The sequence below is a fragment of the Hydrogenophaga taeniospiralis genome (genome assembly GCF_020510445.1).
Lineage (GTDB): Bacteria > Pseudomonadota > Gammaproteobacteria > Burkholderiales > Burkholderiaceae_C > Hydrogenophaga.
In genome coordinates this window covers 3,943,776-3,969,170 of the sequence record NZ_JAHBAG010000001.1, presented here as the reverse complement: position 1 = coordinate 3,969,170, position 25,395 = coordinate 3,943,776, and the positions used below count along the sequence as shown (strand labels likewise).

Below are 25,395 nucleotides of genomic sequence, written 5' to 3'. Positions count from 1 at the left end.
TTGAGAAATGTCCGGACAAACCCCCCTCCCTAGCACACCGGTTGAACTGCCCCTGTTGCCCCTGCGCGACGTGGTGGTGTTCCCGCACATGGTGATCCCCTTGTTTGTGGGTCGCCCGAAAAGCATCAAGGCGCTTGAGGCCGCGATGGAGGCTGAGCGCCGCATCATGCTGGTGGCGCAGAAAGCCGCCGCCAAGGACGAGCCGTCGACCGACGACATGTTCGAGATGGGCTGCGTCGCCACCATTTTGCAGATGCTCAAGCTGCCCGACGGCACGGTGAAGGTGCTGGTCGAAGGCGTGCAGCGCGCCAAGGTGCTGTCGATCAGCGATGGCGAGAGCCATTTTGTCGCCAGCGTCCATCCGGTGGACCCCGCGGTGGAGCGCGCCAACATGCAGTCGACCGAACTGGAAGCGCTGCGCCGTGCGGTGATGCAGCAGTTCGACCAATACGTCAAACTCAACAAGAAGATCCCATCGGAAATCCTGACCTCGATCTCCAGCATCGACGATCCTGGCCGCTTGGCCGACACCATCGCGGCCCATCTGCCGCTCAAACTCGAATCCAAGCAGGTCGTGCTCGATCTGGACCTGGTCAACAAGCGGCTGGAAAACCTGTTTGAACAGCTTGAGCGCGAGGTTGACATTCTCAATGTCGACAAGAAGATCCGTGGTCGCGTCAAGCGCCAGATGGAGAAGAACCAGCGCGACTTCTACTTGAACGAACAGGTCAAGGCGATCCAGAAGGAGCTCGGTGAAGGCGAAGAGGGCGCCGACATCGAAGAAATCGAAAAGAAGATCAAGGCCGCCAAGATGCCCGCCGAGGCGCGCAAGAAGGCCGACGCCGAGTTCAAGAAGCTCAAGCTGATGTCGCCCATGTCGGCCGAAGCCACCGTGGTGCGCAACTACATCGATGCCCTGGTCGCTTTGCCCTGGAGCAAGAAGACCAAGATCAAGCACGATCTGGCACACGCCGAGGTTGTGCTCAACGAGGATCACTACGGTCTGGACAAGGTCAAGGACCGCATTCTCGAATACCTCGCGGTGCAACAGCGCGTGGACAAGGTCAAGGCACCCATCCTGTGCCTGGTCGGTCCTCCGGGGGTGGGCAAGACCTCGCTGGGGCAATCGGTCGCCAAGGCCACGGGCCGCAAGTACGTGCGCATGGCGCTGGGCGGCATGCGTGACGAGGCAGAGATCCGTGGCCATCGCCGCACCTACATCGGCGCCATGCCGGGCAAGGTCCTGCAGAGCCTGTCCAAGATCGGCACGCGCAATCCGCTGTTTCTGCTCGACGAGATCGATAAACTCGGGACCGACTTCCGGGGTGACCCCTCGAGCGCGTTGCTGGAGGTGCTGGATCCTGAACAGAACCACACCTTCGGTGATCACTACGTCGAGGTGGACTTTGATCTGTCCGACGTGATGTTTGTCGCCACCTCGAATTCGATGAACATTCCGCCGGCGCTGCTGGATCGCATGGAGGTGATTCGCCTGTCGGGTTACACCGAGGACGAAAAGACCAACATCGCCATTCGCTACCTGCTGCCCAAACAGCTGAAGAACAACGGGATTCGCGAGGGTGAGCTGGAGGTGCATGAAGACGCCGTGCGCGACATCGTGCGTTACTACACCCGTGAGGCGGGTGTGCGTTCACTCGAACGTGAACTCTCCAAGATCTGTCGCAAGGTGGTCAAGGGCGTTCTGCTCAAGAAGTACACCCCCACGGTGGTGGTGGACGCCGAGAACCTCAGTGAATTCCTGGGCGTGCGCAAATACAGCTACGGGCGTGCCGAAGCGCAGAACCAGGTGGGACAGGTCGTGGGCCTGGCCTGGACCGAGGTCGGTGGCGATCTGCTGACCATCGAGGTGGCCATCATGCCCGGCAAGGGCGTGATCACACGGACCGGTTCGCTCGGCGATGTGATGAAGGAGTCGGTGGAGGCGGCGCGCACGGTGGTGCGCAGCCGTGCCCGGTCACTCGGCATCAAGGACGAACAGTTCGACAAGCGAGACATCCACATCCATGTGCCCGATGGCGCCACGCCCAAGGACGGTCCGAGCGCCGGTGCGGCCATGACGACGGCGCTGGTGTCCTCGCTCACGGGCATCCCTGTGCGTGCCGACGTGGCCATGACCGGCGAGATCACCCTGCGTGGTGAAGTCACCGCCATCGGTGGCTTGAAGGAGAAGCTTTTGGCGGCTTTGCGTGGTGGCATCAAGACCGTGATCATTCCGGAGGAAAACGTGAAGGATCTGGCCGAGATTCCCGACAACGTGAAGCAGGGCCTGGAGATCGTTCCCGTCAAATGGATCGACAAGGTGTTGGCCATTGCACTGGAGCGCCAGCCGGTTCCCCTGACCGACGAAGAGGTGGCAGCGCAGGTGGCGGCCGCGTCCGTGCGCCCGGCGGCACCCGCGCCCGATGCGGTGAAACACTGAGTCAAAAAATTTTCGGGGGCTTGAAAAGAGGCGTTTTTCTGCGCTAGAATTCCAGCTTCTGACAAACATCAGAAACATGCGGGAATAGCTCAGTTGGTAGAGCGCAACCTTGCCAAGGTTGAGGTCGCGAGTTCGAGTCTCGTTTCCCGCTCCAGTATTGAAAAGGGAAGCCCGGCTTCCCTTTTTTGTCAGTTGTGAGGGATTGGTTTATCCGGTCGTTCGCATTGGGCGCGATAGCAAATCGGTTATGCAACGGATTGCAAATCCGTCTAGCCCGGTTCGACTCCGGGTCGCGCCTCCAGTCACTGACAGGCAACAGATCGTGCGGGAATAGCTCAGTTGGTAGAGCGCAACCTTGCCAAGGTTGAGGTCGCGAGTTCGAGTCTCGTTTCCCGCTCCAGATTCGAAAAAGGGAAGCCCTGGCTTCCCTTTTTTCATTTCTTTGTGCTCTTTTGGGTGTTGCGTGACCAGTGGCTGCACCAAGGGGGCCTCTGTCGAACCTGCGACAATCAAAGGTCGCCTCGATGGTGAAATTGGTAGACACAGCGGACTTAAAATCCGCCGCTTTCCCGTGAGGGGGCGTACCGGTTCGACCCCGGTTCGAGGCACCAGGCCCTAGGATTTTTCCGGTTTCGCCGGTACAGTGAGTTTCCATGACCCGATACAACGCGCCGTTCGAAATCCATGTGCATGGGGATGTGCCCCTGCGTGAGGATGTCGAGTTCGGCCAGATCCAGGAGGCGCTCAAACCTCTGTGGCAATACGCGGGCGCTCGCTCGCTGGCGGCCGCTGCGGAGAGCACCTACGAAGACGAACCGGGCATCCGCTTCGACGCCGCAACCCATGTGTTGCAGATGTGCTGGACGGTTCCTGGTGACGAGGACTTTCGTCAGGTGATCGAAGAGGCCTGCATGGGGCTCAATGAAATTGCCTCGGCGGGTGCACCGCTCGAGGTGTCGTTCTACGATGCCGAGTTCGACGAGGAAGATGATTCCTCTGAAGAAGAGGCCCGCGACGATTTCATGATGTGTTTTGTAGGCCCCACGCCGGCGGCCATCATGCAGGTGCAGCGGGACCTGCTGGTGCAGGACGTGATCCATGTCATGGAGCGTCATTTTGATGCGGCTGAGCTCGCGGACGTGGTCGGTGCCATCGACAAGCTGTTCACCGAGCGTTTCGATGCCCTGGTCAACTCCATGCAATTGGGCAAACCACCGAGGGGTCACGGTGGCTCCTCCGGCCATGGCGGCCCGCGCAAGCCCCGCCATTTGCACTGATGGTGAACCCGGTGCGGTTCTTCACGCACCGCGACTAGACTGCGCAATAGGGCGGTCGCCGACCGCCATCTGACCGGAGCGGCGGCGATGGCCCTGTTTTCTTCCGAATCCCTGAACCCGGGCGTGCGCAAGCGCGAGGTGTTTGGCTGGGCGATGTACGACTTCGCCAATTCCGGCTACACCACCGTGGTGCTCACGGCGGTCTTCGCGGCCTACTTCGTGGGTTCTGTGGCCGGGGGGGCAGATTGGGCCACGTTCGCCTGGACCCTGGCCTTGAGCGCATCGCACGTGGTGGTCATGTTCACAATCCCCGCTCTGGGGGCGTGGGCCGACCGGCATGCCGCCAAAAAACGGTTGCTGATGCTCTCGACGGTGGGCTGCGTGCTGGCCACGGCGGCGCTGGCCCTGGTCGGTCCCGGCGCGGTGGTGCTGGGCATGCTGCTTGTCATGGTTTCCAACGTGTTCTTTGCCTGGGGAGAGTCGCTGATCGCGGCATTTCTGCCCGAGTTGGCACGCCCGGCGGCGATGGGCAGGGTTAGCGGCTGGGGCTGGAGTTTTGGCTATCTGGGCGGCATGCTGGCATTGGGGTTGAGTCTGGTCTATGTGATTTGGGCGCAAGCCCACGGGCAGCCGGCGAGCCAGTTTGTCCCGGTCACCATGCTGATCACGGCTGGCATCTTTGCGGTGGCGTCGGTGTTCACGCTGGGCCTGTTGCGCGAGCGTGCGCAGTCCACGGGTGGGGAGGGTGGTGTTTCGGGCGTCAAAGCTTCGCTGCGGCAGTTGGGAGACACCTTGCGCCGTGCCCGCAACTACCGCGATTTCATGTGGCTGCTGGGTTGTGCCGTGGCCTATCAGGGCGGTGTGGCGGTGACGATCGCGCTCGCTGCGATCTACGCGGAGCAGGTGATCGGCTTCGTGCAGCAAGAAACCATGGTGCTGATCTTCGTGCTCAACATTGCCGCTGCGCTGGGCGCTTTTGCGTTCGGCTACTGGCAGGACCGGCTGGGCCACAAGCTGGCCTTGGGGATCACACTGGTGGGTTGGATTGCCACGTGCATCATCGCTGCCCTCACCACCACCAAGGGCGGTTTCTGGTACGCCGCCGCCATCGCCGGGCTGTGCATGGGTTCGAGCCAGTCGTCGGGCCGGGCGATGGCCGGCATGCTGGCACCGCCCAGACAATTGGCCGAGTTCTATGGTTTGTGGACCTTTGCCACCCGGCTGGCCAGCATCATCGGGCCCTTGAGCTATGGCGCGATCACCTGGGCCACCGGGGGCAATCAGCGGCTGGCCATCGGGTTCACAGCGCTGCTGTTTTTGCTGGGGCTGGTTTTGCTGTTGCCGGTGAACATGGAGCGGGGTCGCCGTGCAGTGTTGTCGGGTCCTGGCCTGGCGAACGCCTGACCTTGCATCACCATCGCGTCGTGCGCCCGTTCAGACGTCCATGTGAGCGGCGCGAACGGATGTCCCGAGCCAGCGCGCCGCGGCTTGCGCCAGCGGTGCCGGGTCGCCGGTGGACAACAGTGTGATCTGCGGTGTACCGGTCTCCGAGCGAGTGGCCTCGGGCAATCCCAGCACAGCGCGCGTGCGGCGTGCGACTGGAGCGCCGGTTTCAACCAGGCGCACGGCGGGTCCCGCCAGCGCCTGCAGGATGTCGGCTGCGAACGGGTAGTGCGTGCAGCCCAGTACCAGGGTGTCCATCGGCTCCGGGGTGTTGGCGTTGGCGCGCAAGGCGTCCAGGTAGCGCGCACACAAGATCCTGGTTGCGGGTTCGTCGCCTCGCTCGATCGCGTCGGCGAGGCCATCGCAGGCTTGGCCATTGAAGTGCAGCGGGCGGCCGGATTCGGACTCGACCCTGGCGCGCAGCCGTGCAAAGCGCTCACTTTCGACCGTGCCGCGCGTGGCGAGCACGCCGATGTGCCCGGTCCGGCTGAGGGCGGCAGCGGGCTTCAGAGCGGGTTCCACGCCGACGATGGGCCAGTCGGGGTGTTGCCGACGCAGGGATTCGATGGCCAGGGCGGTGGCCGTGTTGCAGGCCACCACCAGGGCATCGACTGCATGGTCCTTGCGCAGTCGGGCGGTGATGCGCTGGGCGCGCTCTGCGACCTGCTGGGCACTGCGTTCGCCGTAGGGGGCGTGTGACCCGTCGGCCAGGTAGACGAAATGCGCGTCCGGCATTTCGGCCAGCAGGGCGCGCAGCACGCTCAGGCCGCCCACCCCGCTGTCAAAGACACCGATGGTCTTCAAGCGGCGGCCACCGCGATGCCCTTGAATTCGCCCGAGGCGATGCGCTTGCTCCACTCGGCCGGGCCGGTGATGTGGGCGCTGGTGCCTCCCGCATCCACGGCCACGGTGACCGGCATGTCGACCACGTCGAATTCGTAGATGGCTTCCATGCCCAAGTCGGCGAAGCCCACGACCTTCGCGGTCTTGATGGCCTTGGAGACCAGGTAGGCGGCGCCGCCCACGGCCATGAGGTAGGCCGACTGGTGCTTCTTGATGGCCTCGATGGCGACCGGGCCGCGCTCGGCCTTGCCAACCATGGCGATCAGGCCGGTTTGCGCCAGCATCATCTCGGTGAAACCGTCCATGCGGGTGGCGGTGGTGGGGCCGGCCGGGCCGACCGCTTCGCCCTTGACAGGATCGACCGGGCCGACGTAGTAGATGACACGGTTGGTGAAGTCCACCGGCAGCGGTTCGCCCTTGGCCAGCATGTCCTGGATGCGTTTGTGGGCGGCGTCACGGCCGGTGAGCATCTTGCCGTTGAGCAGCAGGGTCTGGCCGGGTTTCCAGCTGGCCACCTCGGCCGGGGTCAGCGTGTTGAGGTCCACGCGCTGGCTTTTCTGGGTATCGGGCGTCCAGTCCACGTTGGGCCACAGGTCCAGGCTGGGCGGGTCGATGTAGACCGGGCCGCTGCCATCGAGCACGAAGTGGGCGTGGCGCGTGGCCGCGCAGTTGGGGATCATGGCCACCGGCTTGCTGGCCGCGTGCGTGGGGTACATCTTGATCTTGACGTCGAGCACGGTGGTCAGGCCGCCCAGGCCTTGCGCGCCGATGCCCAACGCATTGACCTTGTCAAACAACTCCAGACGCATCTCTTCGACCTTGCTGAGTTGCTCGCCCTTGGCGGCCTTGGCCTGCAGCTCGTACATGTCCAGGTCGTCCATCAGGCTTTCCTTGGCCATCAGCACGGCCTTCTCTGCGGTGCCGCCGATGCCGATGCCCAGCATGCCCGGCGGGCACCAGCCGGCGCCCATGGTCGGCACGGTCTTGAGCACCCAGTCGACCACGTTGTCGCCCGGGTTGAGCATGACCATCTTGGATTTGTTCTCCGAGCCACCGCCCTTGGCCGCGACGGTGACTTCCACCGTGTTGCCCGGCACGATCTCGGTGAAGATCACGGCGGGCGTGTTGTCCTTGGTGTTCTTGCGGTCGAATTGCGGGTCGGCCACGACGCTGGCGCGCAGCGTGTTGTCGGGGTGGTTGTAGCCGCGGCGCACGCCTTCGTTGATGGCGTCGTCCAGGCTGCCGGAAAAACCTTCCCAGCGCACGTCCATGCCGACTTTCAGGAAGACGTTGACGATGCCGGTGTCCTGGCAGATCGGGCGGTGCCCGGTGGCGCTCATCTTGCTGTTGGTCAGGATCTGCGCGATCGCGTCCTTGGCGGCTGCGCTCTGCTCGCGTTCGTAGGCACGGGCCAGGTGGGCGATGTAGTCGGCCGGGTGGTAGTAGCTGATGTACTGCAGGGCGGCTGCGACGGATTCGATCAGGTCGTTCTGACGGATGCTCGTGGTCATGGCGTGGGCTTGAGGTTGACGTGGAGAAAGGGTGCCGCAGTGGCTGGGCGGCGCAATGTCTGCTACGGTGAGCGCAACCCCTTATTTTGACAGGTTGAACCCTGTCGCCGGCTGACACCAGGAGGCACGCATGGACTCCCGCATCGAGCACGACACCATGGGCTCCATTGCCGTTCCGGCGGAGCGACTGTGGGGGGCGCAGACGCAGCGTTCTCTGGAGCATTTCGACATTTCGGGGGAGCGGATGCCGCCTGAATTGATCCGTGCGCTGGTCCGGGTCAAGCGGGCCTGTGCCGTGGTGAACCAGAGCCTGGCCGGCCTGGCGCCCGACAAGGCGAAAGCCATCGAGGCCGCGGCCGGCGAGGTGATTGACGGGCGGTGGGATGCCGAGTTCCCGTTGGTGATCTGGCAGACCGGCTCAGGCACGCAGACCAACATGAACGCCAACGAGGTGCTGGCCAATCGCGCCAGCGAGTTGTTGGGTGGCAAGCGTGGCCAGCGGCGGCTGGTGCACCCGAACGACGACGTCAACCGCAGCCAGTCGTCCAACGATGTGTTTCCCACCGCGATGCATCTGGCGGCGGTGGACGGGCTGGTGCGGGCGCTGCTGCCCGCGCTGGGTGGCTTGCACGACACCCTGGCCGCGAAAGCCGTGTTGTTCGATGGCATCGTGAAGATCGGGCGCACCCATTTGCAGGACGCCACACCGCTCACCCTGGGGCAGGAGGTGTCCGGCTGGGCTGCCCAGCTGGCGCATGCCGAGCGGCACATCCGGGCCGCGCTGCCGCACCTGTGCGAACTGGCTCTGGGTGGCACGGCTGTGGGGACCGGTTTGAACGCGCCTGTGGGGTTCGACGCGGCGGTGGCGGCCGAACTGGCCCGGGACACCGGTTTGCCGCTGGTCACGGCACCCAACAAGTTCGAGGCGCTGGCCAGTTGCGATGCGCTGGTGCACGCACACGGCGCACTCAAGGGGTTGGCCGCGAGTCTGATGAAGATCGCCAACGACGTGCGCTGGCTCGCCAGCGGCCCTCGCAGCGGGCTGGGAGAGCTGTCGATTCCCGAAAACGAACCTGGCTCGTCCATCATGCCGGGCAAGGTCAACCCCACGCAGTGCGAAGCGCTCACCATGTTGTGTTGCCAGGTGATGGGCAACGACGTGGCCATCAACATGGGTGGCGCCTCGGGCAACTTCGAACTCAATGTGTTCCGCCCCATGGTGGCTCACAACTTCCTGCAAAGCGTGCGCCTGCTGGCCGATGGCATGGCCAGCTTCAACGGCCATTGCGCACTCGGCATCGCGCCGAACATCGAGCGCATCGGCGAATTGGTGGAACAGTCCTTGATGCTGGTGACCGCGCTCAATCCGCACATCGGCTACGACCGGGCCGCCGAGATCGCGAAGAAAGCGCACCGGGACGGGACGACGTTGCGCGAAGCGGCGCTGGCATCCGGTCATGTGAGCGCTGAGCAGTTCGATCAGTGGGTGGTGCCCGGCGAGATGACCGGTCGTTGATGCCGTCTGTGTGTCAGAACGCAACAAGCGGCCACCCGGCCGCTTGTTGCGTTGTCCCGGTTGTGAACGATCAGTGGTCGTCGGTCGCCGGACGGGCCATCAGCCGATCGGTCATCGCAATCGCCATGGCACTGAGCAGGAACACCACGTGGATGATGGTCTGCCACATCAAGACCTTCAGATCGTAGTTGGCGGCGTTGATGAAGGTCTTGAGCAGGTGGATCGAGCTGATGCCGATGATGGCCGTGGCCAGCTTGACCTTGAGCACCGAGGCGTTCACGTGGCTCAGCCACTCGGGCTGGTCCGGGTGGCTCTCCAGGTTCATGCGGCTCACGAAGGTCTCGTAGCCACCCACGATCACCATGATCAGCAGGTTGGAGATCATGACCACGTCGATCAAGGCGAGCACCACCAGCATGATGATGGTTTCGTTGAGGGTGGTGATGTCGAACGACTCCTTGTAGCCAATGCTCTTGACCAGCGCGGCCAGCGCGTCCTTGTTGCCGAAAGCGGCCTCGATCAAATGGACCAGTTCGACCCAGAAATGGAACACATAGATGCCCTGGGCCAGGATCAGGCCCAGGTAGAGCGGCAATTGCAGCCAGCGGCTGGCAAAGATCAGGTTGGGCAGGGCCTGGAGCGTGCGGGGCGTTTTGACGGGGTCGGTCATGGAGGGTACAAATGCAGGGGGAATGCGGGCAGGCACAATGTATGCGAGGAAGATTGTAGGTCTGTGACGCATCGGCGCTTGCGGGCGTTGGCGCTGCCGGCTTCCCCGGGGGAGCCGGCCCGCCGCTCGTGTCTATGTAAGTGGCTCGTAAGAGCCTTTGCGCACATTCAAAGAGTCAACCGTTCCCACTACACCTGAGGAGACTGCCCATGTCCACACCTTCGACGTCCATTGAATCCACCCTGGTCGAGAACCGTGTTTTTGAGCCCACGGAGGCGACTGTCAAGGCCGCCCGGATCTCGGGTATGGATGCCTACAACGCGCTGTGCGCCGAGGCGGAAAACGACTTCGAAGGTTTCTGGGCCCGGCGTGCTCGCGAAACGCTCACCTGGCACAAGCCATTCACCAAGACGCTGGACGAATCGAATGCGCCGTTCTTCAAGTGGTTTGAAGACGGTGAACTCAATGCCTCCTACAACTGCCTGGATCGCCACATGGGCACTCCGGTGGAGAACAAGACCGCCATCATCTTCGAAGCCGATGGTGGCGAAGTGACCAAGGTGACCTACAAGGAACTGCTGGGCAAAGTGTCGCAATTTGCGAATGCCTTGAAGGCCCGTGGCGTGAAAAAAGGTGACCGTGTGGTCATCTACATGCCCATGACCATCGAGGGTGTGGTCGCCATGCAGGCTTGCGCACGCATCGGTGCAACCCACAGCGTGGTGTTCGGTGGCTTCTCGGCCAAGGCGCTGCAGGAGCGCATCCAGGACGCGGGCGCTGTGGCTGTGATCACCGCCAACTACCAACTGCGTGGCGGCAAGGAACTGCCGCTCAAGGCGATCGTGGACGAAGGCATCGCCATGGGTGGCTGCGAGTGCATCAAGGACGTGATCGTGTTCCAGCGCACGCCCACGGCGGTGAACATGGTGGCTGGCCGCGACAGCTTCATGCACGACGTGATGGCCGGCCAGTCCACCGACTGCCCGGCCGAAATGGTGGGTGCCGAGCACCCGCTGTTCGTGCTCTACACCTCCGGCTCCACCGGCAAGCCCAAGGGCGTTCAACACAGCACGGGCGGTTACCTGCTGTGGGCCAGCCTGACCATGCAGTGGACCTTCGACCTGCAGGACAAGGACATCTTCTGGTGCACCGCCGACATCGGCTGGATCACCGGTCATACCTATGTGGCCTACGGCCCGCTGGCTGCGGGTGCCACGCAGATCGTGTTCGAAGGTGTGCCGACCTACCCGAATGCGGGTCGCTTCTGGCAGATGATCGAGCGCCACAAGTGCACGATCTTCTACACCGCTCCCACCGCCATCCGCTCGCTGATCAAGGCCGCCGAGGGCGATGAAAAGGTGCACCCCGCACGCTCCGATCTGAGCAGCCTGCGCATCCTGGGCTCGGTCGGCGAACCGATCAACCCCGAAGCCTGGATGTGGTACTACAAACACGTGGGCGGCGAGCGCTGCCCCATCGTGGACACCTTCTGGCAGACCGAAACCGGCGGCCACATGATCTCCCCGCTGCCGGGCGCCACGCCGCTGGTGCCGGGCTCGTGCACATTGCCACTGCCGGGCATCACCACCGCCATCGTTGACGAAGCCGGCATGGACGTGCCCAACGGGTCGGGCGGCATCCTGGTGGTCAAGAAGCCTTGGCCTTCGATGATCCGCACCATCTGGGGCGACCCGGAGCGTTTCAAGAAGAGCTATTTCCCCGAGGAACTCAAGGGCTACTACCTGGCCGGCGACGGTGCGGTGCGCAGTGCCGACCGTGGCTACTTCCGCATCACCGGCCGCATCGACGACGTGCTCAACGTCTCGGGCCACCGCATGGGCACGATGGAGATCGAGTCGGCGCTGGTGGGCAAGACCGACCTGGTGGCCGAAGCGGCCGTGGTGGGGCGTCCGGATGATCTGACGGGCGAAGCCATTGTGGCTTTCGTGGTGCTCAAGCGTTCGCGTCCGACGGGTGACGAGGCCAAGGCCATTGCCAAGGTGCTGCGCGACTGGGTGGGCAAGGAAATCGGTCCGATCGCCAAGCCCAAGGACATCCGGTTTGGTGACAACCTGCCCAAGACCCGCTCGGGCAAAATCATGCGCCGCCTGTTGCGTTCCATCGCCAAGGGCGAGGCCATTACCCAGGACACCTCCACGCTGGAGAATCCGGCCATCCTCGATCAGTTGTCGGAAAACAATTGATTCCGGTGCAGGGCATGTCGCCGTGCCCGGCCAATAAAAAACCCGCTGAACATCAGCGGGTTTTTTATTGGGTCAATGGCCCGTCGCTTATTTCAGGCTCAGCACCCAGGTGGCCAGCTTCTTGGCCTCGGCCGGGTTGACCTGCGTGTTGGCGGGCATAGGGATGGCGCCCCAGACACCCGAGCCACCCTTGACGATCTTGGCGGCGAGCATGTCCGCCGCCTTGGCATCGCCAGCGTATTTCTTGGCGACGTCCTTGTAGGCCGGGCCTACCAGTTTCTTGTCCACCGCATGGCAGGCCATGCAGTTCTTGCTTTTGGCGAGGGCTTCGTCGGCCATGGCCGGAGCGGAGATGGCGGCCATGGCGGCCATAATCAGAAGAGCGCGTTTCATGGAGTTATCCTCGTGGGTGAAAAATGAAAATGTCACGGTCCCGATTCTACCGATTCGGATTTTCGTGAAGCGCAGGCTTACAGTTTCTTGCCGGGCTTTATCAGCCCTTTACCGGAGGGTGTGATGTTTCTCCTGATTGCGGGCGTTGCCTTGACCATTTGGAACTATATGCGGATCGGTCTGGTCGCCGATTCGTCGTGGTGGTGGGTGTTGTCGCCTTTTCTCATGGCCATGGCCTGGTGGGCCTGGGCCGATGCCACGGGCTACACCAAGCGCAAGCAGATGGAGAAGATGGACAAGAAGAAACAGGACCGGATCGAGAAACAGCGCGAGGCCCTGGGCCTCAAGTCCAAGCGGCGCTCGCGGTAGGCGGTCGGTGCCTGGGGCAGGCCCTGCAGCCGGTCTGGTCTGACTTCACTCCGGTCAATAGTTGTCCAGCACGGCCCCTTGGCTGGCGCTGGACGCGTTGAAGGCAAATTTGGCCTGCACGCCTCGGGTGTAGCGCGGCGCGGGTGCCGTCCAGGCCGCACGTCGTTTCGCGATCTCGGCGTCGGGCACATGGAGTTCCAGCAGCAAGCGGTGTGCGTCGATCGTGATGTGATCGCCTTCCTGCACCAGTCCGATCGTGCCGCCGACCGCCGCTTCGGGCGCCACGTGGCCCACCACCATGCCCCAGGTGCCGCCGGAGAAACGCCCATCGGTGATCAGGCCCACGCTCTCGCCCAGTCCGGCGCCGATCAGGGCGCCCGTGGGCGCCAGCATCTCGGGCATGCCGGGCCCTCCCTTGGGGCCGAGGTAGCGCAACACCATCACGTCACCGGCCACGATGTGGCCGTCCAGGATGGCTTTGAGCGCAGACTGCTCGTCGTCGAACACGCGGGCAGGGCCGGTCATGACCGGATTCTTCAGGCCGGTGATCTTGGCCACGCAGCCTTCGGGTGACAGATTGCCTTTGAGGATGGCCAGGTGGCCGTGTTCGTACAACGGCCGATCGAGCGGCCGGATCACGTCCTGGTCGGCGCGCGGGGTATCGGGCACGTCCTTGAGCGCCTCGGCAATGGTCTGGCCCGTGATGGTGAGGCAGTCGCCGTGCAGCAGGCCGGCGTTGAGCAGCATTTTCATGACCTGAGGAATGCCGCCGGCCTTGTGCAGGTCGACCGCGAGGTATTGGCCGCTGGGTTTGAGGTCGCACAGCACGGGAATCTTCTGGCGCACGCGCTCGAAGTCGTCGATGGTCCACTCCACCTCGGCCGCATGCGCAATGGCCAGAAAGTGCAGCACCGCGTTGGTGGACCCGCCTGTGGCCATGATCACGGCGACCGCGTTCTCAATGCTCTTGCGCGTGACGATGTCGCGGGGCTTGATGTCTTGTCGGATGGCTTCGATCAGCACCCTGGCCGATTCCCTGGCCGAGTTCGTCTTTTCGTCGTGGGGGTTGGCCATGGTGCTGGAGTAGGGCAGCGAAATGCCCAGCGCCTCGAAGGCCGATGACATGGTGTTGGCGGTGTACATGCCGCCGCACGAGCCGGTCCCCGGGATGGCGCGCTGCTCGATCTCGTGCAGGTCGTGGTCGCTGAGCCTGCCGGCGGCGTTCTGGCCCACGGCTTCGAACACGCTCACGATGTTGAGGTCCTGGTCCTTGTAGCGGCCTGGCAGGATGGTGCCGCCATACACATAGATCGCGGGCACGTTGGCGCGCAGCATGCCCATCAGACCGCCCGGCATGTTCTTGTCGCAGCCACCGATGACCACCACGCCGTCCATCCACTGGCCCTGCACGCAGGTCTCCACGCAGTCGGAGATGACCTCGCGCGACACCAGCGAATACTTCATGCCTTCTGTGCCCATGGCCATGCCATCGGAAATGGTGGGAGTGCCAAACACCTGTGCGTTGCCGCCGGCCTCTTCGATGCCCGCGATGGCCGCATCGGCCAGCTTCTGCAGGCCCGAGTTGCAGGGTGTGATCGTGCTGTGGCCGTTGGCCACACCGACCATGGGTTTGACGAAGTCGCCTTCCTCGTAGCCCATGGCGTAGTACATGGACCGGTTGGGCGCGCGCGACTTGCCCTGGGTGATGTGCGCACTGCGGCGGTTGATCGGAAGGATGGGGATGGGCGTGTTGTCGGCCATGGGGTGTCTCCGTGGGTGGGCTGGTTCGGCCGCGCCGGGCCGTTGCGGGGCGTCGGCTGGGCAAGCTTCGCTTATAGCCCACGGGGCAATCACCCCTGGCCCGTGGGAGATAATCGAAGACGCGATTTTTCCTGTCCCCGAATTCCCCCAGACGAAAAACCACCATGCCCGCATACCGTTCCAAGACCTCCACCGCCGGCCGCAACATGGCGGGCGCCCGCTCGCTGTGGCGTGCCACCGGCATGAAGGACGGCGACTTCGACAAGCCCATCATCGCCATCGCCAATTCCTTCACCCAGTTCGTGCCCGGCCACGTGCACCTGAAGGACCTGGGCCAGCTCGTGGCGCGTGAGATCGAGGCCGCCGGGGGCGTGGCCAAGGAGTTCAACACCATCGCGGTGGACGACGGCATCGCCATGGGGCACGACGGCATGCTGTATTCGCTGCCCAGCCGCGACATCATTGCCGACTCGGTCGAGTACATGGTCAACGCGCACTGCGCCGATGCGCTGGTCTGCATTTCCAACTGCGACAAGATCACCCCGGGGATGCTGATGGCCGCGATGCGCCTGAACATTCCCGTGGTGTTCGTCTCGGGCGGTCCGATGGAAGCGGGCAAGACCCGCCTGGCGGGCAGCATCGAGATCAAGAAGCTCGATCTGATCGATGCCATGGTGATGGCCGCCGACGTCAAGGTGTCGGATGCCGACCTGGCCGAGGTGGAGCGCTCCGCCTGCCCGACCTGCGGTTCCTGCTCGGGCATGTTCACCGCCAATTCCATGAACTGCCTGACCGAGGCGCTGGGACTCTCGCTGCCGGGCAACGGCACGGTGGTGGCGACCCACGCCGACCGCGAGCAGCTTTTCAAACGTGCCGGTCGCCTGGCGGTTGAACTCTGCCGCCGCTACTACGAGCAGGACGATGCATCCGTGCTGCCGCGTTCCATGGGTTTCAAGGCCTTCGAGAACGCCATCACGCTGGACATCGCGATGGGTGGTTCGACCAACACCATCCTGCACCTGCTGGCGATCGCCCAGGAAGCCGAAATCGATTTCACCATGAAGGACATCGACCGCCTCTCGCGCGTCGTGCCGCAGCTGTGCAAGGTGGCACCGAACACCAACAAGTACCACATCGAAGACGTGCACCGCGCGGGCGGCATCATGGCCATCCTGGGTGAACTGGATCGCGCCGGTAAGCTGCACACCGATGTGCCCACGGTGCACGCCCGGACCATGAAGGACGCGCTGGACCAGTGGGACATCGCGCGCAACCCGAGCGCCGAGGTGCAGACCTTTTACCGGGCCGGTCCGGCCGGTGTGCCCAGCCAGGTGGCGTTCAGCCAGTCCACGCGCTGGCCCAGTCTGGACACCGACCGCGCCGAAGGTTGCATCCGTTCGGGGGCGCATGCCTTCTCGCAAGAAGGCGGGCTGGCCGTTCTGGTGGGCAACATCGCGCTCAATGGCTGCGTGGTGAAAACCGCCGGCGTGGACGACGCGCTGCTGGTGTTTGAGGGCACGGCCCACGTGACCGAGTCTCAGGACGAGGCGGTCGCCAACATCCTGGACGACAAGGTCAAAGCCGGCGACGTGGTGATCGTGCGCTACGAAGGCCCCAAGGGCGGCCCGGGCATGCAGGAAATGCTCTACCCGACCTCGTACATCAAGTCCAAGGGCCTGGGCAAGGCCTGCGCGTTGCTGACCGATGGCCGCTTCTCTGGTGGCACCTCGGGCCTGTCGATCGGCCACTGCTCTCCGGAAGCCGCGGCGGGTGGCGCTATCGGCCTGGTGCGCAACGGCGATCGCATCCGCATCGATATTCCCAACCGCAGCATCAACGTGCTGGTGTCCGACGATGAGCTGGCACAGCGCCGTAGCGAACAGGACGCCAGGGGCTGGAAACCCGCATTGCCCCGCAAGCGCAAGGTGTCCGCAGCGCTCAAGGCCTATGCCTTGCTCGCCATGTCGGCCGACAAGGGCGCCGTGCGCGACCTCTCGCTGCTCGGCGACTGACGCGCGGGGTCGGGTCGGTAGGGCTTGCGTGCACAATCGCTGACCATGTTGATCCATCCTCAAATCGATCCGGTCGCTCTGCAGCTGGGGCCGCTGGCCATCCACTGGTACGGACTGACCTACCTCGCGGCCTTCGGCCTGTTCATGCTCTTGGCCAATGCGCGGTTGCGCCACGAGCCCTTTGCCTCCGTGCGCCAGCCCTCGCCCTGGACCCGGCGCGACACCGAAGACATCCTGTTCCTGGGTGTGATGGGTGTGGTGCTCGGGGGGCGCATCGGGTATTGCCTGTTCTACAAACCCGCGTACTACCTGGCGCATCCGCTGGAGGTGTTCGCGGTCTGGCAGGGCGGCATGAGCTTTCATGGGGGTCTGCTGGGCGTGATGGCGGCCATGGTCTGGTACGCCCACAGCCGCCAGCGGCCGTTCATGCAGGTGATGGACTTCGTGGCGCCCTGCGTGCCCACGGGCCTGGCCGCCGGGCGGCTGGGCAACTTCATCAACGGTGAGCTCTGGGGTCGTGTGGCCGACCCGTCCCTGCCATGGGGCATGGTGTTCCGCGGCGCGGGCGATCTGCCGCGCCACCCCTCGCAGGTCTACCAGTTCCTGCTGGAAGGTTTGCTGCTGTTCGTGTTGCTTTGGTTCTATGCGCGCAGGGAGCGCGCGCGCGGGCAGGTGTCGGCGGTGTTCTTGCTCGGCTACGGGGTGTTCCGTTTTATCGCCGAGTTTTTCCGCGAGCCCGATGCCCACCTCGGCTTGCTGTCGCTGGGCATGAGCATGGGCCAATGGCTGTGCGTGCCCATGATTCTGGCAGGTGCGTTCATGTGGTGGTGGTTCGGTCGGCGTGGGGGTGCGGGCGCAGGAGCGTCCTTGTGAGTCCCTCTGGCCGGGTCGATTCCCGGATCGACGGCGGGCTGGCCCGTGTCACGCTGTGCCACCCGGGCAAGTTCAACGCCATGTCGCGGCCCATGTGGCGCGAACTGCGCCGGGTCTTTGAAGAACTGGCGCTCAGTGAAACCGTGCGCTGCGTGCTGGTGCAAGGCCACGAGGGGCATTTCTGCGCGGGCGGAGATATTTCGGAGTACCCGGATTTCCGCTTTGACGAAGCGGCGCTCAGAGCGTTTCACGAGGACGACGTCTGGGGTGGGTTGAGCGCCATGCTGGATTGCGACCTGCCTGTCGTGGCGCAGATCGCTGGCAACTGCATGGGGGCGGGCCTGGAGATCGCCAGTTGTTGCGACCTGCGCGTGGCCAGCGAATCCGCGCGCTTTGGTGCGCCGATCGCGAAACTGGGCTTCCCCATGGCGCCGCGTGAAGCCCAGTTGGTGGCCCATGCGGTCGGGGAGCTGACCGCGCGCGAAATGCTGCTGGCCGCGGCCGTGTTGCCCGCAACCGAGATGAAGGCCCGTGGTTTTCTCAACCGGGTACTGCCCGTGGACACCTTGGACACGGAAATACGCACTTTGATCGACGGCATGATCCGGCTGAGTCCGCTGGCTGCGCGCCTGAACAAGCAGACACTGCGCGCGCTCGGTGGGCGAGGGCAGGGCGTTGACTCTTCTGCCGCGCTGCTGGCGGGTGCTTACCGGTATGCGGACAGCGCCGAACACATCGAAGGCATATCTGCCTTCCTGGCCAAACGGCCGCCCCAGTTCTGATACCGACTCTCATGCGCAACCACAGTCTTTTTGCCGCGCTGCGCGCGGCGTTTCCGACCGACCTGGATGCCTGTGCCATTGAAACAGCGGGTGGCGCGGGACCAGCGCTGCGCTACTCGTGGCGCGACCTGGACCATGCCACGGCCATGGTGGCCAACCTGCTGGCCTCGCTGGAGCTGCCGGCCGGTGCGCGCATCGCCGGGCAGGTCGAGAAATCGGTCGAGGCGCTCATCCTGTACCTCGCCACGCTGCGTGCGGGGTATGTTTTTCTGCCGCTCAATACCGCCTATCAAAGTGCCGAAATCGAGTACTTCATTGGCAACGCCGAGCCTGCGGTGGTGGTGTGCAGTCCGGCCCATTTTGGTTGGGTCTCCAAGATCGCTTTCATGGCGGGTACGCGCCATGTGTTTACCCTGGACGAGGAGCGAGGCGGCAGTCTGCTGGAGCGCGCGGCCCACCACAGCACCGTGCACCAGCCCGCCGTCTGTGCGGCCGACGATCTGGCGGTCATCATCTACACCAGTGGGACCACGGGTCGCAGCAAAGGAGCCATGCTCACGCACGGCAACATGCTCAGCAACGCGCTCGTGCTGCGCGACTATTGGTGCTGGCGAGCGGACGACGTGCTGATCCACGCCCTGCCGATCTTTCATGTGCACGGCCTGTTCGTGGCGGTGCACGGTGCCTTGATCAACGGCAGCTCCATGTTGTGGCTCAACCGTTTTGACGCCCCCACCGTGGTGTCGTTGTTGCCGCGCGCCACCGTGTTCATGGGCGTCCCCACGCTGTATGTGCGTCTGCTGGCCGAGCCGGGGCTGACCCGGCAGCAGGCGGCGCACATGCGTTTGTTCATTTCGGGCTCGGCGCCGTTGCTGATCGAGACCTTTGACACCTGGAAACTGCGCACCGGACACACCATTCTGGAGCGCTATGGCATGAGCGAAACCATCATGCTGACTTCCAACCCCTGCGAAGCCGATCTTCGCCACGATGGGCTCGCCGAACGGCGTGGCGGCACGGTGGGGTTTGCGCTGCCTGGCGTGAACTTGCGTGTGGTGGACGACGCAGAGCATGCATTGACCGCGGGCGAGACCGGTGCGATCCAGGTGCGCGGGCCCAATGTGTTCAAGGGCTATTGGCGCATGCCGGAAAAAACCGCGGAAGAGTTCACGGCCGATGGTTTCTTCAAAACGGGCGATGTGGGGCGCGTGGATGCGCAGGGTTACCTGACCATCGTCGGGCGCAGCAAGGACCTCATCATTTCCGGGGGCTACAACGTCTACCCGGCCGAAATCGAGGGTTTCATCAACGGCTTGCCTGGCGTGGCCGAGAGCGCGGTGGTCGGCGTTCCACACCCGGACTTCGGTGAAGTCGGGGTGGCGGTGGTGATTGCTCGGCCCGGCAGTCGGGTGGATCCCGAGCAGCTCATCGCCAGCCTCAAGGCGCAACTGGCCAATTTCAAGATACCCAAGCGCTGCTTTGTGGTGGACGAACTGCCGCGCAACACCATGGGCAAAGTGCAGAAAAACCTGCTGCGCGAACGGTACAAGGCCCTGTTCATGGGCTGAGGGTCACACGCCACCGACGGGGGAGGTCCGGGGGTGCAAGTGGTGGAGGCCATGTCCCAGGCACAGGGGCGCGCAGAGGCGGTTTGCCACACCGCAACGATGGCATTCTTGGGTGCCAGGCCCACCCGTGGGCCTGGCAAGGGAGTCATCTCAGGACGAGCACCGGAATGTGCGAGTGGGTCAGTACCTGCTGGGTCTCGCTGCCGAGCAACAACCGCTTGAGGCCCCGGCGGCCATGTGAGGCCATCACGATCAGGTCGCACTTGTTGCGCTTGGCCGCGGCGATGATGGCCTCGGCAATCAGGTCGGACTTCACCGTGATCGGCTTGACCTTCACTTCGCGCAACTGACCGGCCGCCTTCACCGCGTTGACGGCCTCCATGGCCTCGTCCAGCCACTGCTTTTCGATGCGGGCCACTTCGGCCGCTGCGAGCGCCACGCCCCCTTCAAAGTAGGTCTGCGGATAACGCGGGACCACTTTGAGGGCGATCACTTCTGCGCCCGTCAGATCAGCCAGATTGATGCCGTGCTCAACGGCTTGTTGGGAGAGTTTTGAGCCGTCTGTCGCGATCAAAATTCGTTTGTACATGCTGCATCTCCTCGGGCAATTGTTGGAACAGCCATAGACTAGCAAAGAGCGACCGGTTTCGGTTGACTTAAATCAAGCGTGAGGAATGCCACTTGAACTACCCTCGGGGCATGAACGAGGCCGCCACCGCGCCGCCGGTGGGGTCTTTGCTCGCCGATCCGCATCCTGATGGCCAGGCCGTTCAGGAAGAACCCTTTGCGTCTGGTTCACGAGGTTGGCTGGGAGACCATCGCGGGCCACTCACCGTGACCGACGACTTTGGCGTGCTCGACGATCCGGTCGAGCAACAGGAGTTCACGCAGTTCAGCGAGGTGGAGGGCCGAACGACCGCTGAATCGGTGTTGATGGTGCAGGGCATGTATTGCGCGGCCTGTGCCGACACCGTCGAGTGCGTGCTGCAGGACCTGCCTGGTGTGGAGTGGGCACAGGTGCATGCAGCCACGCGGCGGCTCACGCTGCGCTGGGATCCTTCCCGGACCACGGTATCGAGCCTGGCCCGAGCGGTGGGCCAGACCGGGTACCGACTGCTGCCGATGCAGCAGGCACTGTCCATCAGCGAGCGCCTGCGTGAAACGCGTCAGGCCTTGTGGCGTTTGTTCGTGGCGGGCTTTTGTGCCATGCAGGTCATGATGTACGCATGGCCGGCGTACATCACCGAGCCGGGCGAAATCCCTGCCGACATAGACCAGTTGCTGCGCTGGGCCAGTTGGGTGCTGAGTCTGCCGGTGGTGTTTTTCGCCAGTGGTCCCTTTTTCAGCAGCGCCTGGCGCGACCTGCGGCAAGGCAGGGTCGGCATGGACACACCGGTGTCGATCGGCATTCTCGTGACCTTTCTGGCCAGTTCCGCGGCCACCTTCGATCCTTCCGGCGTCTGGGGTCATGAGGTCTGGTTCGACTCGCTGACCATGTTCGTGTTTTTCCTGCTGGGTGGGCGTTACCTGGAACTCAAGGCGCGCGACCGCACGGCTGGCGCGCTCGACAGCCTGATGAACCGCCTGCCCGAAGTGTGCGAGCGGCAGATGCCCGCAGGCGGTTTTGAAACCATGTCGCTCCGTCGTCTGGTCGTCGGGGACGTGGTGCGTGTGCAGGCAGGGCAGGCTTTCCCCGGCGACGGTGACATCTTGAGCGAGTCGGCCACGGTGGACGAGGCCTTGTTGACGGGCGAGTCGCGCCCGGTCACGCGGGCGCAGGGGCAGGGCGTGGTGGCAGGCAGCTTCAATCTGGGTGGCCCGGTGTTGGTGCGGATTGCCCGGCTGGGGCGCGACACCCGGTTCGCGCAGATCGTGGCGCTGATGGAGCGGGCGTCTACCGAAAAGCCCCGTCTGGCCGTGCTGGCCGACCGCATCGCGGCGCCGTTTCTGGTCTTGGTGTTGCTCGCTGCCGCATTGGCCGGTTTCTACTGGTGGCAGATCGATCACACCAAGGCGCTCGGGGTGGCTGTGGCCGTGCTCATCGTCACCTGCCCGTGCGCGCTCTCGTTGGCCACGCCCGCCGCCATGCTCAGCTCGGCCGGTGCGCTGGCGCGGCGCGGCATTCTCGTGCGGCGGCTGCAGGCATTCGAGGCCTTGGCCCAGATCAACGCCGTGGTGTTCGACAAGACGGGCACGCTGACGCATGACCGGCTGGTGCTGGTGGATGTGCGCACACGTGAGGGCGTGGGGCGGGAACAGGCGCTGGCATTGGCCGGAGCGCTGGCCGCGGGCTCTCTGCACCCGGTATCGCGCGCGATAGCACAGGCGGTTTCGGCGGAGCAAGCGGGAGACGTGCCGTCCTTGACGGAGCTGACCGAGGTTGCTGGGCAGGGCATGCAGGCAAGGCGTCCCAGTGGTCCCTGGGTGCGGCTGGGTTCGGCGGCTTTTTGTGGTGCACGCCATGCCGAGCGTTCGACCGACGATTCACCCAGAGCCTTTCTGGCGGACGAGCAGGGCTGGATGGCGACTTTCGAGTTGCAGGAGGGGTTGCGCGCCGATGCCCGGGATGCGGTCGCTGCTTTGCGTGCCATGGGGGTGCGCACCTGGCTGCTTTCCGGCGACCGCGAGAGCGCAGCCATGCAGGTGGGACGGGCCGTGGGGGTGGATCACGTGATCGCTGGCGCCTCGCCCGAGCAGAAGCTGGTCGAAGTGGTGGCCTTGCAGGGGCAAGGCATGAAGCTGGCGATGGTGGGCGATGGTCTCAACGACGGCCCGGTGCTGGCGCGAGCCAATACCTCGTTTGCGCTAGGTCACGCTGCGCCTTTGGCTCAAGCCCAGTCGGACTATGTGATCCAGGGCGGGGAGGTCATGGGCGTGGTCTTGACATTGCGTCAGGCCCGGTCCACGCTGCGCATCGTGCGGCAGAACCTCGTCTGGGCCGCGGTCTACAACCTGGTGAGCGTGCCCTTGGCGCTCGTGGGCTGGATGCCTCCCTGGCTGGCCGGACTCGGCATGGCTGGTAGTTCGTTGCTGGTGATCGTCAACGCGTTGCGCTTGGCGTCCAAAGCCACAGCGGGCGTCCCAGTGACCCCTGTGGGTGCGAGCTCATCCGCATAAAGGCGCGGTATTCACCGCGTTCGATTGATAAAGGTGTTCATCATGGATGTTCTGTATTTGCTGATCCCCATTTCGGTGTTGCTCGTGTTCGCCATCATCGGGGTCTTTTGGTGGGCACTTCAGGCTGGGCAATTCGACAACATCGAACGTGAGGGCGAGCGCATTCTTCGGGGCGATTGACTTAAGTCAAGGTGCATGGAGGGTGCCGTGAGGACACTCCAACAAGCGACATTTATGAGGAGTTCTGTATGTCCGTAACAAGAAAGGCCAGCCAACCGGCGGTCTACAACGACAGTGTGGTCCGCGGGTTTGCCATCATGTCCGTGATCTACGGCGTGGTGGGCATGCTGGTGGGTGTGATCATCGCGGCCCAGTTGACCTGGCCCGAGCTGAACATGGGCATTGAATGGCTGACCTACGGCCGTCTTCGCCCCTTGCACACCAACGCGGTGATTTTTGCGTTTGGTGGGTCGGTGCTGTTTGCGACCAGCTACTACGTGGTGCAGCGAACCTGCCACACCGCCTTGTTCTCGAACAAGCTGGCCTGGCTGACGTTCTGGGGCTGGAACGCGGTGATCGTGGCGGCCGTCGTGTCGCTGCCCCTGGGGCTGACTCAGGGCAAGGAATACGCCGAACTGATCTGGCCGATTGACCTGTTGATCACTGTGGTCTGGGTGTCGTATGCGATCGTGTTCTTCGGCACGGTTGGCACCCGCAAGGTCAAGCACATCTACGTGGCCAACTGGTTCTTTGGTGCCTACATCATCACCATCGCCCTGTTGCACATCTTCAACAACCTGTCCATCCCGACCGGTGCCACGCACTCCTACTCGGCCTACGCCGGCGTGCAGGATGCCATGGTGCAATGGTGGTACGGCCACAACGCGGTGGGCTTCTTCCTGACCGCCGCCTTCCTGGGCATGATGTATTACTTCATCCCCAAGCAGGCCGAGCGTCCGGTCTACTCCTACCGCCTGTCCATCGTCCACTTCTGGGCGCTGATCTTCACCTACATGTGGGCGGGCCCACACCACCTGCACTACACCGCGCTGCCCGACTGGACGCAGTCCGTTGGCATGGTGTTCTCCCTGATCCTGCTGGCTCCCAGCTGGGGCGGCATGATCAACGGCATCATGACGCTGTCGGGTGCCTGGCACAAACTGCGTGACGATCCCATCCTGCGCTTCCTGATCGTGTCCCTGTCGTTCTACGGCATGTCCACCTTCGAAGGCCCGATGATGTCGATCAAGACCGTCAACGCGCTGTCGCACTACACCGACTGGACCGTGGGGCACGTGCACTCCGGCGCTCTGGGTTGGGTGGGGCTGGTGTCCATGGGGTCGCTGTACTACCTGATTCCGCGCCTGTTTGGCCAGAAGAAGATGTATTCGGTGCCTGCCATTGAGTTGCACTTCTGGGTGGCCACCATTGGCATCGTGCTGTACATCGCCGCCATGTGGATTGCCGGTGTGATGCAAGGTCTGATGTGGCGCTCGGTCAACCCCGACGGCAGCCTGACCTACACCTTCGTCGAGTCGGTGAAGGCCACCTTCCCGTTCTATGTGATCCGTCTGCTGGGTGGTGTGCTGTACCTCAGCGGCATGCTGGTCATGCTCTGGAACGTCATCATGACGATGCGTCAGGGCCGTGTCGTGGACGTGCCCGTCCTCGCCGTCAACCCCGCACACGCCTGAGGAGTAGAAACATGGCAAACAACGAAAAAGTCGAAGGCCACGGACGGATCGAGACCAACAACTTCCTCATGATCGTGTTGATCACGCTCGTGGTGGCTGTGGGTGGTCTGGTTGAAATCGTGCCCCTGTTCTTCCAGAAGTCCACCACCACACCGATCGAAGGCCTCAAGCCCTACAGCGCACTGCAGCTGGCCGGTCGTGATGTCTATGTGAGCGAAGGTTGCTACAACTGCCACTCGCAGATGATTCGTCCGTTCCAGGCCGAGACGTTGCGTTATGGCCCTTACTCGGTGGCTGGCGAATTTGTTTACGACCGTCCGTTCCAGTGGGGTTCCAAGCGCACGGGTCCTGATCTGCACCGTGTGGGTGGCCGCTACAGCGATGAATGGCATCGCACCCACCTGACCAACCCACGCGATGTGGTGCCTGAATCGAACATGCCCGCGTACGCATTCCTTGGCGAGAAAGCGGTGAATGCGGACGTCATGCCCAAGCGCATGGAAGTGCTGCGTACGCTCGGCGCGCCTTACACCGACGAAGAGATCGCACAGTCGGTCGAAGCTGTGAAGGGTAAGACCCAGATGGAAGCCGTGATCGCCTATCTGCAGGTGCTGGGCACCGCTCGCAGCGCCAGCCGCCCGGCTGCCGAGGCGGCTCCGGCACCCGCTGCTGCTGATGTGACTCCGGCGGCCGAGGCTGCAGCGCCTACCGCTCCGGCTGTTGAGCCAGCGCCCGCCGCGGCGACTGGTACCAAGCAATAACCGCGGAAGGCCCACCATGGACATCAACGATCTGCGCAGCATCGTCACGGTGGTCAGTTTGCTGACCTTCGTGGGCATCGTGGTATGGGCCTGGTCCAAACGCAACCAGGCCAGCTTTGACGAGGCAGCCCAACTGCCCTTCACTGACGACTAAACCGCGG

General features: G+C 63.7%; 21 protein-coding genes and 4 tRNA genes. 19 read left to right on the top strand and 6 right to left on the bottom strand.

Translation table 11 applies throughout. From position 1 onward, the window contains the following. Positions 1-7 precede the first annotated feature (7 nt). From lon to KIH07_RS19040, 7 genes are all read left to right on the top strand, one after another. Entirely contained in the window at positions 8-2,440 is a 2,433-nt protein-coding gene (gene lon, locus KIH07_RS19070) for an endopeptidase La (RefSeq protein ID WP_226493463.1), read from the top strand. Between the two features lie 78 nt (positions 2,441-2,518). Continuing rightward, a tRNA-Gly gene (locus tag KIH07_RS19065) sits at positions 2,519-2,594 on the top strand. Positions 2,595-2,667: 73 nt separating this feature from the next. Continuing rightward, a tRNA-Cys gene (locus KIH07_RS19060) sits at positions 2,668-2,741 on the top strand. A 23-nt stretch (positions 2,742-2,764) separates the two neighbouring features. Further along, positions 2,765-2,840, top strand: a tRNA-Gly gene (locus KIH07_RS19055). A 118-nt stretch (positions 2,841-2,958) separates the two neighbouring features. Further along, positions 2,959-3,051 (top strand) — tRNA-Leu (locus tag KIH07_RS19050). Positions 3,052-3,093: 42 nt separating this feature from the next. Next, positions 3,094-3,717 carry a DUF6806 family protein gene (locus tag KIH07_RS19045; RefSeq protein WP_226493462.1) on the top strand — a complete coding sequence of 208 codons (624 nt, stop codon included), beginning with the start codon at positions 3,094-3,096 and terminating at the stop codon, positions 3,715-3,717. Between the two features lie 87 nt (positions 3,718-3,804). Next, positions 3,805-5,121 (top strand): MFS transporter, encoded by a 1,317-nt coding sequence (locus tag KIH07_RS19040; protein ID WP_226493461.1) that lies wholly within the window; start codon positions 3,805-3,807, stop codon positions 5,119-5,121. A 30-nt stretch (positions 5,122-5,151) separates the two neighbouring features. Here the strand turns inward: KIH07_RS19040 and murI are convergent, their stop codons facing one another. Then, entirely contained in the window at positions 5,152-5,964 is an 813-nt protein-coding gene (gene murI, locus KIH07_RS19035) for a glutamate racemase (protein ID WP_226493460.1), read from the bottom strand. Further along, a complete protein-coding gene (locus KIH07_RS19030; protein WP_226493459.1) occupies positions 5,961-7,514 on the bottom strand; it encodes a fumarate hydratase in 1,554 nt (517 codons plus the stop codon). The genes murI and KIH07_RS19030 overlap by 4 nt, the downstream gene beginning before the upstream one ends. 130 nt (positions 7,515-7,644) lie before the next feature. On the opposite strand from KIH07_RS19030, the gene fumC reads away from it, so the two are divergent. Beyond that, a complete protein-coding gene (fumC, locus tag KIH07_RS19025; protein WP_226493458.1) occupies positions 7,645-9,030 on the top strand; it encodes a class II fumarate hydratase in 1,386 nt (461 codons plus the stop codon). A gap of 70 nt (positions 9,031-9,100) precedes the next feature. Here fumC and KIH07_RS19020 read toward each other — a convergent pair whose 3' ends face one another. Beyond that, positions 9,101-9,700: a YqhA family protein gene (locus tag KIH07_RS19020; RefSeq protein ID WP_226493457.1), complete on the bottom strand. Its 600-nt coding sequence runs from the start codon at positions 9,698-9,700 to the stop codon at positions 9,101-9,103. A gap of 209 nt (positions 9,701-9,909) precedes the next feature. On the opposite strand from KIH07_RS19020, the gene acs reads away from it, so the two are divergent. Further along, positions 9,910-11,904, top strand: a complete 1,995-nt coding sequence (acs, locus tag KIH07_RS19015; RefSeq protein WP_226493456.1) for an acetate--CoA ligase — start codon at positions 9,910-9,912, stop codon at positions 11,902-11,904. 87 nt (positions 11,905-11,991) lie between these two features. Here acs and KIH07_RS19010 read toward each other — a convergent pair whose 3' ends face one another. Beyond that, positions 11,992-12,297, bottom strand: coding sequence for a c-type cytochrome (locus KIH07_RS19010; RefSeq protein ID WP_068175565.1), 306 nt, complete (start codon positions 12,295-12,297; stop codon positions 11,992-11,994). A gap of 123 nt (positions 12,298-12,420) precedes the next feature. Between KIH07_RS19010 and KIH07_RS19005 the strand changes: the two genes are divergently transcribed. Further along, a complete protein-coding gene (locus KIH07_RS19005; RefSeq protein WP_226493455.1) occupies positions 12,421-12,666 on the top strand; it encodes a TIGR04438 family Trp-rich protein in 246 nt (81 codons plus the stop codon). A gap of 54 nt (positions 12,667-12,720) precedes the next feature. Here the strand turns inward: KIH07_RS19005 and ilvD (KIH07_RS19000) are convergent, their stop codons facing one another. Further along, positions 12,721-14,427: a dihydroxy-acid dehydratase gene (gene ilvD / locus KIH07_RS19000; RefSeq protein WP_226493454.1), complete on the bottom strand. Its 1,707-nt coding sequence runs from the start codon at positions 14,425-14,427 to the stop codon at positions 12,721-12,723. 164 nt (positions 14,428-14,591) lie between these two features. On the opposite strand from ilvD (KIH07_RS19000), the gene ilvD (KIH07_RS18995) reads away from it, so the two are divergent. From ilvD (KIH07_RS18995) to KIH07_RS18980, 4 genes are read left to right on the top strand one after another with little or no spacing between them, the layout of a single operon-like run. Then, on the top strand, positions 14,592-16,439 hold the full coding sequence (ilvD, locus tag KIH07_RS18995; protein WP_226493453.1) for a dihydroxy-acid dehydratase: 1,848 nt from the start codon (positions 14,592-14,594) through the stop codon (positions 16,437-16,439). Positions 16,440-16,484: 45 nt separating this feature from the next. After that, positions 16,485-17,312 carry a prolipoprotein diacylglyceryl transferase gene (gene lgt, locus KIH07_RS18990; RefSeq protein ID WP_226493452.1) on the top strand — a complete coding sequence of 276 codons (828 nt, stop codon included), beginning with the start codon at positions 16,485-16,487 and terminating at the stop codon, positions 17,310-17,312. Beyond that, positions 17,309-18,094, top strand: a complete 786-nt coding sequence (locus KIH07_RS18985; protein ID WP_226493451.1) for an enoyl-CoA hydratase/isomerase family protein — start codon at positions 17,309-17,311, stop codon at positions 18,092-18,094. Before lgt ends, KIH07_RS18985 begins: the two co-directional genes overlap by 4 nt. A gap of 11 nt (positions 18,095-18,105) precedes the next feature. Beyond that, the gene (locus tag KIH07_RS18980) at positions 18,106-19,662 is read left to right on the top strand and encodes a malonate--CoA ligase (protein ID WP_226493450.1); all 1,557 of its coding nucleotides are present in this window, start codon (positions 18,106-18,108) and stop codon (positions 19,660-19,662) included. A 145-nt stretch (positions 19,663-19,807) separates the two neighbouring features. Here the strand turns inward: KIH07_RS18980 and KIH07_RS18975 are convergent, their stop codons facing one another. Further along, positions 19,808-20,251 (bottom strand): universal stress protein, encoded by a 444-nt coding sequence (locus tag KIH07_RS18975; protein WP_226493449.1) that lies wholly within the window; start codon positions 20,249-20,251, stop codon positions 19,808-19,810. A gap of 92 nt (positions 20,252-20,343) precedes the next feature. Between KIH07_RS18975 and KIH07_RS18970 the strand changes: the two genes are divergently transcribed. From KIH07_RS18970 to KIH07_RS18950, 5 genes are all read left to right on the top strand, one after another. Further along, entirely contained in the window at positions 20,344-22,779 is a 2,436-nt protein-coding gene (locus KIH07_RS18970) for a heavy metal translocating P-type ATPase (protein ID WP_226493448.1), read from the top strand. 42 nt (positions 22,780-22,821) lie between these two features. Beyond that, positions 22,822-22,959 (top strand): cbb3-type cytochrome oxidase assembly protein CcoS, encoded by a 138-nt coding sequence (ccoS, locus tag KIH07_RS18965; protein WP_226493447.1) that lies wholly within the window; start codon positions 22,822-22,824, stop codon positions 22,957-22,959. Positions 22,960-23,027: 68 nt separating this feature from the next. Then, on the top strand, positions 23,028-24,473 hold the full coding sequence (ccoN, locus tag KIH07_RS18960) for a cytochrome-c oxidase, cbb3-type subunit I (protein WP_226493446.1): 1,446 nt from the start codon (positions 23,028-23,030) through the stop codon (positions 24,471-24,473). An 11-nt stretch (positions 24,474-24,484) separates the two neighbouring features. Continuing rightward, the gene (gene ccoO / locus KIH07_RS18955) at positions 24,485-25,234 is read left to right on the top strand and encodes a cytochrome-c oxidase, cbb3-type subunit II (RefSeq protein ID WP_226493445.1); all 750 of its coding nucleotides are present in this window, start codon (positions 24,485-24,487) and stop codon (positions 25,232-25,234) included. Positions 25,235-25,250: 16 nt separating this feature from the next. Then, on the top strand, positions 25,251-25,388 hold the full coding sequence (locus KIH07_RS18950; RefSeq protein WP_226493444.1) for a cbb3-type cytochrome oxidase subunit 3: 138 nt from the start codon (positions 25,251-25,253) through the stop codon (positions 25,386-25,388). Positions 25,389-25,395 lie beyond the last annotated feature (7 nt).